Raw genomic sequence first — 13,923 nt, 5'->3', positions numbered from 1 at the left:
GAGCCACAAACCGCAGGGACCACGCACACCAGCCCGGGCCGACGGCAGCCTCGGCATAGCCGCGGGCTCGGCATAGGTCGATCTATGCGGATGTCCGCATAGGTCGACGAGCATGGATAGGGTTCTTTGAGACGACGCCGCCGGGCTAAGCGTTTTCGGTGCGGCGTGGTGCAGCGGTAAGAGGTCAGGGCCTCTTTGAATTGGTAGCGACCAAGCAAACCAATACCAAAAGAGACCCTGACATGAATAACTCTATGTCTTGTTCCGGTGGCCGCTGGTGTGCACGCGCGGATGCGCTGCTCAGTGTCGAGGGCATCCACGTCATCTCCGTTACGGCAACCGGGACCGGCTTGGTTCTGGGCGTTGAGACCGGCGAGGAACTCGTAGGTTGCCCTGATTGCGGCGTCGTAGCGGTCGGCCACGGACGCCGCCACGTCCGGCTCCATGACATCCCGTGTTTTGGCCAGCCGGTGCGGCTGCTGTGGGCCAAGCGTGTGTGGCGCTGCCAGGACCCGGGCTGCCCTAGAAGGACGTTCACCGAAGAGCACCCGCTGGCAGGACCACGGGCGAAACTCACTGCCCGAGCGGTGTCCTGGGCGACCGACGCGCTCCAGCGGTTCGACACCTCGGTCTCGGCCCTGGCTCACCAGCTCGGGGTCTCCTGGCACACCATATGGGACGCCATCAAGGCAGAAGCCACCCGCCGCATTCGGACCACCGACCGGTTGGCCGGCGTGAACGCGCTCGGCGTCGATGAGCATGTCTGGTCCCACACCGGCCCGCCGGGGTCCGGCATGGTCACCGGCATCGTGGACCACACCCGCGACGCCCACGGCGTGGTCCACGCCCGGTTGCTGGACCTCGTGCCGGGCCGGTCCGGGAAGGCCTATGCCGACTGGCTCAAAGACCGTGGCACCGAGTTCACCGGCGGGATCAAGACCGCCGCGCTGGATCCCTTCCGCGGCTATGCGAACGCGATCCGCGACGAACTGCCCGAAGCCATCACGGTCCTGGACGCTTTCCATGTCGTGAAGCTCGGATCGGCCATGGTCGATGAGGTCCGCCGCCGGGTCCAGCAAGACACTCTCGGGCACCGCGGCCGCAAGGGCGATCCGCTCTACGGGATCCGCCGGACCCTGCAGATCGGAGCCGAACATCTCTCCGACAAGCAATCCGCACGGCTCGACGCGAAGCTCACTGCCGGGGACCCCGACCACGAAGTCACCCTCGCCTGGCAGTGCTACCAGAAGCTCCGCAACATCTACCACGCCCGGCCGGAGCGCGGCAGAGAACTCGTCAACGAAGTCATCGCGTCATTCCCGACCTGCCCGATCCCCGAAGTCGCCCGCCTCGGCCGGACCCTCAAACAATGGAAGACCGCGATCCTGGCCTACTTCGACACGAACGGCGCCTCGAACGGCCCCACCGAAGCGATCAACGGCGTCATCGAAACCACCCGCAGAATCGCCAGAGGCTTCCGCAACTTCACCAACTACCGGCTCAGATGCCTACTCGCCGCCGGCGGCCACCGACCATACCGGATCAAACAAACCAACCATGCCTAAATGCGAAGGCCCCCTTTGCCAGCGTATGACCAACAGCAGGCGACGCGCTCGTTTCAGCTTATCGATCTCTGGCTAGCCGCCGTCTCTTTGTTTCGAGCGGTCCGTCACCGAACGTTTGCCGCATTCGATACCATATGTCGTAGAAGAGCCATCCAGCCATCAGTGTCAAAGCCGAGATCATACAACCTATGACTACAGGCCACCCTGGTGGCTGGAATTCGACCGTAATTTCTCTCCCTACCGAACCTGCCTCCACATCCAATTGGAGTAGATAACCACGGAGGGGATCTGCCAGCCCTGCTCCTTCAACCTTGTACCCCGGCCAGTCCAGGCGACTCAAGACTGCCTTCCCGCCCGAATCCGCCACGGCATCGACCCTAAGTACAAGTCTGCTGCTGTCCACCGAAAGAGTCGAAACTCTTAGCCCGTTGCTCTGCCAGACGACATCCCCAGTGTCTAGGTGAGGACTATCTCTCACCCAGAGCAAAGTGTTGTCCGTAGCCTCGGCCACGTGCCAGCCGTAAGGCACCGGAACTGTTTGAAGCTTGCTGATGTCTTCGTCTGCGGGCTCGCGGATAAGTTGCACCGAATCAACGGAGAGAAGATCAGCCAGTAATTGCCCGGTGGCCTCGTCTCGGGTGAACAACTTTGCTGCGGCAGCCGGGCACGTCCACCCGTGGGGGTCGAGGCACACGTCCTCGGCGTACCGAGCAAACATTAGGGGGGTATACAGATTCTGGACCTTAGTCTCGTTCAGGTACCATGAGTTCGCCAACAAGGTCTCGTCCCACACTTCGGGACCCAACTCAGCAGGGTTTCCCGAAACAAACGCAACACCTTCTGCCTTCTGCAAAGGAAGATCAAAGGCTTGGATGTCCTCGGGAAGACCGAAATCGGGCAGGGGCGTTGCTTTGAAGTAGTGATGTTGCCCTATTGCGGTGGCCAGCGTTATACCAATCATCAAAACCAAGGGCAACTGCTTCCATCTCAGCAATCGAATTTTGGGACCCCGGTATAAAAGGAAGAGGAGACCACCTAGTCCTGCGGCAGCAAGAACCGCGAAAATCAAATGGACCCGAACGTTGGGAATCTGGCCCCAAGCGACGTATGTCCCACCGAGCACCAAACAAAACACTGCAATAGTTCTCCCCCGCGAAAGCGAGGGAACGCGGCATTTACTCAGAAATACGGCCAGAAGAAGAAGCAGAGCTAACGAGACATACGGGGTCAATCGAACCGGGAAGCGGAGTGGCCCTAGATCGCTGGGCGCCAAAACAAGCGCCAGCGATGCTATACCAAAAAATAGCACGCCCCGAAGGTGACCCACGGTCGACTTCGCCCGCTGAAAGTCAACAAGACAAACCACGGGAAGAAACCACGCGATATAAAGCAGCGGCACGGGCGAATAGGATCCCCACCATCCCGAGACCTGAGGCAGACCACTCCCGATCCAAGAACTCGCAAAACCCGTCAGATCCGGAGACAGGAAACCGCTATTCGAAATTCCAGAGGCGCGCGCCGTCACGGGAGCCGTCAGCACTCCCGGCAGATAGACCGCAAGCGCTACGAGCCCAAGGACAGCGCCGGCGGTCAGCAACCTGACGCAACTGCTAAGACTTCTGCTCTTCCACACTTCAAGGAACAGGCCCAACACAACAAGGACGAGCATCAATGTGCCATGAACATATCCGATGGTTACTAACATATAGCCCGACACGAGACCAGTCAGGGGACTCTTGCCAGCAACTATCCGTTTCAAGCCGAACCACGTCAGCGGGAGCATCGCAAAAACCATCAAGCCCGTTACCCAGGACGCAGCGTCCATGTAAACAGTAAACCCCGTCAGTGGTACCGCTACTGCAGCGATCGACGCCCACCTCCGACTGGCCCCGTATTCCCGGGCCAGAAGAAGCGTGCCAACCGACAACAGGCAGAGAAGCAAAATTTTGAGGACACTCACAAATAAGACCGGGCTACTCGTGAAACTCGCGCCTACCCCGATCAGCATAATCAGCGGGTTCCAAAGCCCCCACTGGCCCTCAGCAGTGTAGTTTCCCGCTCCCCACCCGACAGCACTAAAAAGTGGCCACTCCCCGGAGCGAAGTTTCTCACCGATCTCAAACCAAATTCCGAAGGCACCGGACTGCGTATCATCGTAGAAATAGAATCGCGGATTGGTTACTAGCGGAATCAGCGCGGCAAGCAAAGTGACAACGGCAGCGCTGACAGCGTAGCTAGCCTCCGTCAGCCAAATGGGGCGATTCCGTTGGGCATCTCCGTCAATGACATCTTTGCTGGACATATCAATGATTGAAGTTGTTGCGGCATTCACTTTACAAGCACCTATCCTTCGCCGCGAAGATGGCTCACGGCTTGGTGGATCGGTCCGTCGAACACAACACTCCCGTGCTGAAGCACTATGCCGCGATCGCAGATACGAGCCACAAGATCAAGGTCGTGGCTCACCACTACTAGTGTTTTGCCCTTTTGGGCCAGTTCTTGGATTTTATCAATGCACTTCCGCTGAAATGGCTCATCTCCCACCGCGAGAATTTCATCGATTAGAAATACTTCGGGGTCGGTGTGAACGGCCACTGAAAAAGCTAATCGCAAGTACATCCCCGAGGAATAGAATTTGACCTCAGTGTCGATAAACTGTCCAATTTCGGAGAACTCAATGATCGAGTCGAACTGTGCTTTGGTCTCACTCTCGGTCATCCCGAGAATCGCAGCATTCAGAAAAACGTTATCGCGCCCTGTGAGATCTGGATGGAACCCAGCTCCGACCTCGATCAGTCCCGCGACTCGACCACTTGTACGTACGGTGCCGGAATCTGGAAGCATGACACCGGAGATGTGCTTAAGGAGTGTTGATTTTCCCGAACCATTAAGACCCAGGAGGGCAACCGTTTGGCCCTGCTGGATCGTTAGGTCTATATCCTTCAGCGCATGGAATTTCTCCGACAAGTCGCCTTTTCGTCCTTTGATCAGCCAGACCACGGTTTCTTTTAGCGATCGTGAATGGCGTAGGACAAACTGCTTGCTGATGTTGTCGATCTCGATGGCAATTGGGTCTGTGTCTGATAGTGTCTGCATCGCTAAAGCTCCTGGGCGAATCGGCCTTCGAGGCGGCGGAACGTCAACTGGCCAGCCATGACGATCAGTAAGGCCACAGCCAGACCCGCCGGTAGCCAAATAGTGAGTAAGTTGGGTGGCAGTTCCACGTTGCCATCCGTCGTGGGAAACCAGAAGGCGTAGTGGAAGACTTCCACTGCTATGGTCAGGGGATTCATTTGGTAGAAAAACGCGAATGTTTCTCCGAGAGCCGAGCGGACTTGAGTCCAAACATAGAGCACTGGTGACGCCCAGGTTGCGACCATAAGGAGCAAATCGACCAAGTTCTCAGCATCCCGGAAGTAGACATTGGCCGCGCCGAAAAGCAACCCCAGACCGATAGCTAGCAGCGCAACGAGCACGAAGGCAAGAACAGCCACAAAGAGCTGCAGGAGATTCGGTTGCCAGCCAGTGAAGAAGCAGGCGATGAGCAAAACGAGTAGCTGGGGAAAGAAATGAACTGCAGCAACCCATACCGATGCGACAGGGAAAAGCTCCCGGGGTAGATAGATCTTCTTAATCAAACCCCCGTTAGCTACCATCGAGCGCGACGCGTTTGACAGAGCTTCTGCGAAAAAATTGATCAAAATGATTCCCGAGAACAAATAGACAGCATAGTTCTCAGTACCCTTGCTCTGCCCAAGAAAGACGCCCAAAGCGAAGTAAAATACACCGAACTGGATGCCCGGTTTTACATATGACCATAGGATGCCTAGGACGGAACCCCGGTACCTGACGGTTAGCTCCTTAGCAACTAGAAGCTTGAGAAGATACCGCCGCCGGTACACATCAGCCAAACCGGCGCCAGCGCCGGCAACAGTGAGCCCAGAGCTCATTTCCCCGTACTACTCTCTGCTGCCGCTTCCTCGATCGTGGCCTCCCATGCTGCAACAGAGGTCACCTGACCGAGTTGGTCGCGGTACTGCTTCTGCAATAGTTCCCAGTTCTTGCGCAGTTGCATGTGCAGTAAGATGCTTTCCCTCAACAACGCGCGGGTCTTCTTGGCATCGCGCTGATACCATGAAGCGCCCGTTCCGTCAGCGTTGGATACGACCGCACTATCGAGTTGTGATAGTCGCCACCATTTGCTGTCCTGATGAGCGATCGCTACCTCGGGATTCTGTGCAGACAATTCCGACGCGGGGATAGCAGTTTGCTTTAATAGAGTCTTCGCCAACCAAGGACCAAGCGCGTAGAGTTTCGGCGCCGACGGTTCCTGGCCCTTGCGAAGAGGCTTGCGCCGGTGAGGTGGAGGGAATGCGGCGGGGTCCATTTGCATTGACGAGTCAGGGAATTTCCCCTTCATCGCTCGAAGCTCCGATGCGCGGCTGCCGAGGGTTCGGTGCATGTGTTCCGGACCGCTTAGGACATCTCGCAAGGCCATGACCCGGGCGGATGCTGCGTAGTACTGCATGGAAAAAATGTGCCTAACGTCGGTCGCTAGACTCTGCCTCAGCAAGTCGCCTCCCTTACGGTAGGGAGAATGGATAAGGCCGGCCACGATCCGGTTACGGCCATGGAAGTAGGCCTGCCAGTCCACAGAATCATCCTTGTCAATCCAGGAGACGTGCCACACTGCAGTGCCCGGCATGGAGACAGTCGGGTAGCCCGCCGCTTTGGCTCGGAGTCCATACTCTGCGTCATCCCACTTGATGAACACAGGAAGTGATAGTCCAATTTCCTGGATGACAGAAGTCGGAATCAGGCACATCCACCAACCGTTAAAATCGACGTCCCACCGACGATGCATCCAAGACGTTGCCCGCAGATTTTGGCTAGCCAAGTTGTGTCGGTGGTAGAGGTCGCCACTGGGGCCCCACAGGAACTTCCACATATTGACAGACTCGGCGTAGGCGTGTAACACCGAACGATCAAACATGTCGAACATGTGGCCGCCGACAATAGTCGGGACACGGCAGAAGTCAGCAAAAGTAGCAGAGCGGAGAATGCCTTCCGTCTCCACCATAACGTCGTCGTCGAGAAGCAATACGTAATCAGCTTTGCCGCCTTTGACGGTCTCTAGCATATTCCTGGAGAAGCCGCCCGATCCGCCCAGATTCGGTTGGTCGATAATTCGTAACTGTTCCCCCATGTCCGCGGCAATCTGGGCATGGCCAGCAACATCCCGCACTTTCTCGTTACCCTGGTCCACAACGATCATCTCGTTGAGAATCTCCCGGAGCTCTGGATCCGCGGCGATCGCCGAAATGGTGTTGTTGCAGTAGTCCGACCGGTTGAAAGTGGTGACGCCGATATTGAGGCGGCCCGGCTGTCCCCTATCATCGGGAACCGACCAGTCAGCACTGACAAGCGTCATTCCCTCGGCGTCAGCAATCAGGTCGAACCAATACCAGCCGCCATCACCGAACTGACCGAGCGACAGTTCGTGGACGTTCGTCGCCTCGCCGGCAACGCGGAAGGACTCAACTCGCTGTGTTACCCCCCGGGCATTGGAGCGGTACACCACAAGAGAGCCCGAACCAGAAGTCTGCACCCGCAGAGTGACCTTGGAAACGGTCGTCCACTTTCGCCAATACGCAGCCGGGAAAGCGTTGAAGTAGGAACCTAGCGAAAGCCGCTGGCCCGGACGGACGCGCACAGACCGTCGATTAAGCAGATCATCGGGGTGCAACGCCGTCGCGGTGGAGAGAACCGTGACAGTCGTAGCGGCGCTGTCGTCTCCCAAAGGTGCATTGGGGATGTCGCCGGAATCCATGTAGAGGGGAAGGACGTCGAGGTCTTTATCCGCTGGGAATACTACGCGGTGAACAACACGCAGGTTGTCTGTCTCCGACACTCCGGGCATTGTTTCGGTATTGCTCGGATTACGCTCCTCAGTTCGCGTACGTTGGTCTGTCATGCGTCTACGCCTCCGCTTTCAAGCTTCGCTCCGCCTTCAAAATGAGGCCGAATCTGGTTGTCAAACATGGTCAGGGCCGAGCCGATGGCCATGTGCATATCGAGGTATTTGTACGTGCCAAGCCGTCCGCCAAAGAGAACGTCCTTCTCGGCTGCGGCAAGGTCGCGATACTTCAGCAGGCGTTCCCGGTCTGTGGGCGTATTGATCGGGTAGTAGGGCTCGTCGCCCTTTTCTGCGGCACGGGAGAATTCGCGCATGATGACGGTCTTTTCCGTCTGGTACTCGCGCTCGGGGTGGAAGTGGCGCGGCTCAATAATGCGCGTGTACGCCACCTCGGCGTCGTTGTAGTTGACCACCGACGTTCCCTGGAAATCTCCGACGTCGAGTACTTCCTTTTCGAAGTCGATGGTGCGCCACGAAAGGTCGCCCTCTGCGAAGTCGAAGTAACGGTCCACCGGACCGGTGTAGATCACGGGGATGTTGCCGACGACCTTGTCCTTGCTATATTCGTGCGACTCGTCGAAGAAGTCGGTGTTGAGCCGAACTTCGATGTTCGGGTGTTCCGCCATCTTTTCGATCCAGGCCGTGTAGCCGTTCGTCGGCAGGCCCTCGTACTTGTCGTTGAAGTACCGGTTGTCGTAGTTGTAGCGCACCGGGAGGCGGGAGATGATGCCGGCGGGCAGGTCCTTGGGATCGGTCTGCCACTGCTTGCCGGTGTAGTGCTTGATGAACGCCTCATAGAGCGGCCGTCCGATGAGCTGGATGCCCTTGTCGTTCAGGTTCTGCGGATCCGTTCCAGCGAGCTCGCCGGCCTGTTCCTGGATCAGCGCCTGCGCCTGGCCAGGCGTCAGGTTGGCGCGGAAGAACTGGTTGATGGTGGCCAGGTTGATGGGCAGTGAGTAGACCTCGCCCTTGTGAACGCCGTAGACCTTGTGAACGTAGTTCGTGAAAGTGGTAAACCGGTTCACGTACTCCCACACGCGTTCGTTCGAAGTGTGGAACAGGTGGGCGCCGTAACGGTGCACCTCGATCCCGGTCTGCTCTTCCTTTTCGCTGTACGCGTTTCCACCGATGTGGTGGCGGCGGTCGATGACGACCACCTTCAAGCCGAGCTCAGTGGCGGCCTGTTCTGCGATTGTCAGGCCGAAAAAGCCAGACCCTACGATGACGAGGTCAGCGGTCACAAAATCTCCTGGTTCGAATGCGGGCAGCGCAATGTTGCGCATTGTCTGCTGCACCAGCCTACCCGAGACCCCATCGTGACCTACTAATCCGGCAACTCAGTCCTTGTCCACATACGGCACCTCGCCCCACGACACCGGCCTGCCTGACGGCTAGCTTGAAGACAAGCTGACCGTTAGGACTTACACATCATGCCGCTGCACTGCACGCTCGTTCGGAGCCCGGGCGCAGCTCTGCAGGAACCACCCGTGGAGCTGACCATCGAGGGTCCGCACGGGGCTGCCGGTGCGGAACTGCAGGCCGCGCTGACGGCAAATTTCGGGACCGGGATTGTCTCTGTCGACAGCCAGAACGTCGCTGAGCTCAGGCTCGGACGGCCTCCGCTGGTCAACGGAGCCACACTCGTCGATGGGGCGGACCTGACGGCGCGCAGGTCCCGGCAGCGCGCCTCCGAGGCTCCGGCGTCACTGGCATTGGCGGTCCACAGCGGTGCCGGCGCGGGGACGGTTGTGCCGCTGCGGCGCGGCACCTACACCATCGGCCGCAGCAACGCCGACATACTCATCCCCGACGCCGAACTTTCGCGCGCCCATGCACGCCTCGTGGTCACCGAGACCGCCATCACGATTGTTGATCTGGACAGTGCCAACGGCACCGACGTGAACGGCGAGCGCGTGCGGAACGCCGTAATTTCGACCGGTTCCACCATTCGTTGCGGCAACTCCACAATGTCGTTGGTGTTCCTTGAGCGTTCGGGTGACGGCCTGGCGGACGCGGGGATGGATGTCGATGAGCCGTTGGTTGTCAGCCGGCGCGACGATCCCACGAACCGCGCGGCCCTGCTTCTGACGGCTGTGCTGCCGGTGGTCATTGGCGTGGGGCTTGCCGTCGTGACCGGAATGTGGATGTTCCTGGCTTTTACGGCCGTCTCGGCGATCTCCATCCTGGTGCCGGTGATCGGCGGGCGCCGGCAACGCCGCGATCTCGCTGCCGCGGTCAGGGGCGCGGTCACCCAGGACCAGGAACGACGACGGCGGGCCGCGCCGCCGCTCTCGGACCTGACCATCGGGGATGCAACAGGTAGGGACCGTGCCGGGCCGCGCACCAACGAGGGCATCTGGCTGCGGCTGGGCCAGGCAATCCAGCCGGCCAACCTCCGGTTCGAGCCCACGGATCCGGGCCGCGCTGTTCCTTCAGCCGGCATGCTGCCACTAACGTTGAGTCCGGCCAGACCCCTCACCAGCATCCGCGGTCCACGCGCCGCCGTCGACGGGCTGGTGCGCTCACTCCTGATGCAGCTTGCCGGTTATCCGCTGGGCCGGGATACCCGGGTGGTCATCCATGGCAGCGTTGAGCAGCTCCCCCTGGCCGCACGGTATCTGGACGGCGTCACGCTTTCCACTAACTCAAGTACTCTCGGGACCCTGCTGAAGCGAGGCCTCGGGCCTGCTCATGGACACGGCCTGCTCCTGCTTTTGGACGGCACGGAGTCCTCGGCCAGGATCACCGCCACGGCCTTGGAATACGGGTGGCAGGTCATCCATGCCCCCGAAGACCCGACAGTGCGGACGACAGCCGCCGTGGAACTCGGTGAACGCTCTTCCGTGTTCAATGCCGGTGACGAAAGGATCCGCTTCGCCCCTGATCTGGCGCCCGTTGACGTCTTCAACAGGTTTTGCCGTCGACTGGCGCGGGAGGCAAACCAGCCCGTCGGTGCGGGACGGTCCATCCCCACGTCCTGCCGGCTCGCAGAGCTGCTCCCCCACTCCACTCCCGAAACATCCAGGCGATGGTCAGCAAACAACAGCTTGCCCGGGCTTGCCGTTCCCATCGGGCGCGATCTTGGGGGTGTCCGGACACTCGATCTCCAAAACGACGGACCCCACCTGCTGGTCGCCGGGACCACTGGCTCAGGAAAATCCGAACTCCTGCGCAGCATCACGGTTGCTCTCGCCCTCAGCTACGCGCCGGACCGCATCAACTTCCTCTTTGTGGATTTCAAGGGCGGCTCCGGACTCGGACCCCTGACCGGGCTTCCGCACTGTGTGGGTATGCTCACCGACCTGAGCAGCCATGAGCTCGAACGCGCCCTGCAGTCCCTCCGCGCCGAAATCAAATTCCGGGAACAGAGCCTTGCGGCAGTTCAGTCACCGGACCTGACGTCATTCCGGGCAACGTCGGCGGGCCGCGCGTCGCCGCTCCCCCATCTCGTAATTGTCATAGATGAATTCCGGATGCTGGTGGAAGATGCCCCCGAATCGCTCCGGGAATTGATGAGGATCGCCGCCATCGGCCGTTCCCTGGGCATCCACCTGATCATGGCCACACAACGGCCCCAGGGCGCGCTGACGGCCGACATCCGCGCCAACGTCACCACCAGCATCGCGTTGCGCGTCCAGTCGGAGATGGAATCCGTGGACATCATCAATTCGAAAGCCGCGGCCGGGATCAGCGTCGATACTCCGGGCCGGGCTTACCTGGCCCGCGGAACGGAGGCTCCGCTGGAGTTCCAGGCCGGATCCCTGACAGCCGGAGCCATCCGATCCGAACCCGCCGGAATCTCGGTATGGTTGGCCTCCGAGTACATCGATGCCCCTGCAGTGCCGGGGGGTTCCGGACCCGCCGGGCATGAACCGACGCCTGCCGAGGCAACCGCCCCATTGATAGCTTCCATGTCCGCGTTGTGGGAGACCATGAACCGTCCAGCCATCCGGAAGCCGATTGCTGCACCGCTCCCCTGTCTCCTCCCCGAACCTGCAGGCTCGCCTACCCCCGAGAGCGTTGAAGGCGACGCTGACGACGATGGCGCCAGTGACAGGAGCAAGGCCGACGCCGGTGCCGGTGCCAATAGCTGGTCCGTAATGCTCGGCCTGATGGACCTGCCCGCCGAACAGCGAACCGCACCCTTGATCTGGAAACCTGCCGGCCACGGACACCTGGCCCTTGTTGGCGGACCGGAATCAGGAGTGCCTGAGGCCATCCGGCTGGCAGTCCTCGGCTTGGCCTCCCACGCCCGGGAATCCCACTTGTATGTGCTGGACCCGGACAGTTCGTTCGTAGGGTTGGCTTCCCACTGCCGGGTGGGCGCCACGGCAGGACTGCACGAGCTTCGCCGTGCCGTACGCATCCTGGAGCGTCTGGCACGGGAGCAGTCACTCCGGCTGGGACGTCCCGCCGCTGACGACGACATACCGCTCGTGCTCGTGATCGCTGGCTGGGGATCCTGGCTCTCGGCCTTACGTGCCGGGCCGTTGGCGTGGGCCGAGGACGTTCTCCATGACCTTGTCCGGGATGGAAACCGGGCCGGTATCACGGTGATCATCTCGGGACAGCGGGAACTGGTCATATCCAGGTTCTTCGCAGCCGTCCCCAACCGGGTGTACTTCCCGACCGGATCCAGCGACGACAGCCGGATTGCCTGGCCTAAACTGCCTCCGACAGCGCCCGCGGTGGGAAGGGTCGTCGCTGTGGGCGCGCTGTCGGGTGGAAGCACTACAGTCTGCCAGTTCTACACGGCTGCCGGCGCTGAGGCCGCAGATCCGCGGGTAGCCCAAGCACCGGAGCCCTCCCTGCGGCGCCGACCTTTCCGCGTGGAGCCCCTGCCGGCCGTGGTTCCGGCGGCCCAGATCCTGAACCGGGCGGCCCCGGAGATCCCGGCTGAACTGAAAGGCAGGGTCCCACTGGGGCAGCGCGTCCTCCGCATCGGCGTGGGCGGCGACGAACTTGAACCGATATCCGTCCGGGCGCCTGCGGGTGGAGTGCTGGCCGTGCTGGGCGGCCCTTCGTCTGGCAAGTCGTCTTTTCTCCGGCTCCTGCCAAAGGTCAACCCTGAAGCAGGACCGTGGCTTATGCCGGAGCAGGACACCGACCCGGGAGCCTATTGGTCCGGGATCCTGCGCCAAGCCACCACGGGCGGTCTGGAGCGGAACTCGGTGGCATTGGTTGACGATGCGGACCTGTTGCCGCAGGACGTCAACCGCGACCTTGCCGACCTCAGCACGCTTGGAATCACGGTGGTGATGACTGCGGGGTATAGTCCGATCCTCGCCCAGAGGGTTCCGCTGGCGCTGCAGGCACGCAACCTGGGCTGCGGCATCCTGATCGCGCCCCGGACGTTCATGGACGGCGACCTCTTAGGAGTCCGATTCGAGGCGGAACCGAACCCGCCACCGGGACGCAGCGTTCTCATCCAGAATGGCCGCGCCACCGCCGTCCAGCTGGGCTGGGTACCGCTTGATCAGTCGAAGGACGGATTGGCCGCCTAAAGTGCCGGTGGTGCCTAGAACGCGGGACGCGAGTCGCCTGTACGGGATGCATAGCTGATGACGCGTTTGTCGAACAGGAGCACTATCGCAGCAAGTGCCGGCACCACCATGGCAATCCCCGCCCAGATAAAGCCGCCGGTAAGGGTCGGGACGCCGATAGTAAGGACAAACAACTGGGCGACCAGCGCCGCTGCCCGCGTCCACCGGCGCCCACGGAAGAGGAAGTGCCCCACCGAATAGAGCCAGGCCGAGAACGCGAGCAGGAGGCCCAAGGTAAAAACGGCTCCCCAAAAAGACAGGACCGGCGCACCGGTCAGGAGTTCGTAGCCATACCAGGCGGCGGCAATCAACAGCGCGGTTGCCTCGGCGGCAACAACCAGCGCTATCGCCACAATGCCTCGTGGGCGCGTGGATGGCGACGGATCTGCAGGGTTCGTGTGGGGTCTTGACACACTGGCACCCTACCGGAGATAGTCGGACAGTGGCGGGGGTCGGCAATGCCCGTGTGATGTATCGCTCAGCTATCCGGGGATTTCAAGCTGTATTACCCCTTGTTTACACAGCGTTAACATGACAGGCTTGATTGAGATGACCAAGGGGGCCCCTGAGGGCCCTTTTCCTTTGTAGCTACTAGTGAATTATTTCACAAACGGCTTATCCCAGAATTGGAGCAACTGATCAGCATGGATTGGCGTAACCGCGCGGCGTGCCTCGACAAGGACCCGGAACTGTTTTTCCCCGTCGGAAACACAGGGCCTGCCCTCCTCCAGATTGAGGAAGCCAAAAGCGTTTGCCGCCGCTGCCCCGTCGTTGACACGTGCCTCCAGTGGGCTCTCGAGTCCGGCCAGGACGCGGGCGTCTGGGGCGGCATGAGCGAAGACGAACGCCGTGCCCTTAAGCGCCGCGCCGCACGCGCCCGCCGCGCCTCCTAGGCTCG

General features: G+C 60.6%; 9 protein-coding genes. 3 read left to right on the top strand and 6 right to left on the bottom strand.

Annotated elements, in window-relative coordinates; genetic code table 11:
- The first annotated feature begins 242 nt into the window (after window positions 1-242).
- A complete protein-coding gene (locus CXR02_RS12170) occupies window positions 243-1,565 on the top strand; it encodes an ISL3 family transposase (protein WP_104062218.1) in 1,323 nt (440 codons plus the stop codon).
- Window positions 1,566-1,623: 58 nt separating this feature from the next.
- Here the strand turns inward: CXR02_RS12170 and CXR02_RS12165 are convergent, their stop codons facing one another.
- Genes CXR02_RS12165 through glf form a run of 5 tightly spaced genes read right to left on the bottom strand, consistent with a single transcriptional unit; the run spans window position 1,624 to window position 8,723 of the window.
- A complete protein-coding gene (locus CXR02_RS12165; protein WP_104062217.1) occupies window positions 1,624-3,867 on the bottom strand; it encodes a hypothetical protein in 2,244 nt (747 codons plus the stop codon).
- A gap of 41 nt (window positions 3,868-3,908) precedes the next feature.
- Window positions 3,909-4,661, bottom strand: a complete 753-nt coding sequence (locus tag CXR02_RS12160) for an ABC transporter ATP-binding protein (RefSeq protein WP_104062216.1) — start codon at window positions 4,659-4,661, stop codon at window positions 3,909-3,911.
- A 2-nt stretch (window positions 4,662-4,663) separates the two neighbouring features.
- Window positions 4,664-5,515, bottom strand: coding sequence for an ABC transporter permease (locus tag CXR02_RS12155; protein WP_104062215.1), 852 nt, complete (start codon window positions 5,513-5,515; stop codon window positions 4,664-4,666).
- The gene (locus CXR02_RS12150; RefSeq protein WP_258060928.1) at window positions 5,512-7,485 is read right to left on the bottom strand and encodes a glycosyltransferase; all 1,974 of its coding nucleotides are present in this window, start codon (window positions 7,483-7,485) and stop codon (window positions 5,512-5,514) included. The genes CXR02_RS12155 and CXR02_RS12150 overlap by 4 nt, the downstream gene beginning before the upstream one ends.
- A gap of 50 nt (window positions 7,486-7,535) precedes the next feature.
- The gene (glf, locus tag CXR02_RS12145; protein ID WP_104062236.1) at window positions 7,536-8,723 is read right to left on the bottom strand and encodes a UDP-galactopyranose mutase; all 1,188 of its coding nucleotides are present in this window, start codon (window positions 8,721-8,723) and stop codon (window positions 7,536-7,538) included.
- Window positions 8,724-8,969: 246 nt separating this feature from the next.
- On the opposite strand from glf, the gene CXR02_RS12140 reads away from it, so the two are divergent.
- Complete coding sequence (locus CXR02_RS12140) at window positions 8,970-12,986, top strand: FtsK/SpoIIIE domain-containing protein (protein ID WP_258060924.1); 4,017 nt, start codon at window positions 8,970-8,972, stop codon at window positions 12,984-12,986.
- Between the two features lie 14 nt (window positions 12,987-13,000).
- Here the strand turns inward: CXR02_RS12140 and CXR02_RS12135 are convergent, their stop codons facing one another.
- On the bottom strand, window positions 13,001-13,438 hold the full coding sequence (locus tag CXR02_RS12135) for a hypothetical protein (RefSeq protein WP_258060923.1): 438 nt from the start codon (window positions 13,436-13,438) through the stop codon (window positions 13,001-13,003).
- 231 nt (window positions 13,439-13,669) lie between these two features.
- On the opposite strand from CXR02_RS12135, the gene CXR02_RS12130 reads away from it, so the two are divergent.
- Window positions 13,670-13,918: a WhiB family transcriptional regulator gene (locus CXR02_RS12130; RefSeq protein WP_003804966.1), complete on the top strand. Its 249-nt coding sequence runs from the start codon at window positions 13,670-13,672 to the stop codon at window positions 13,916-13,918.
- Window positions 13,919-13,923: the final 5 nt, after the last annotated feature.

Origin of the sequence: Arthrobacter sp. 4R501, from assembly GCF_002929755.1 — a bacterium.
Classification (GTDB): Bacteria; Actinomycetota; Actinomycetes; order Actinomycetales; family Micrococcaceae; genus Arthrobacter.
This window is presented reverse-complemented; position numbering and strand designations above follow the sequence as displayed.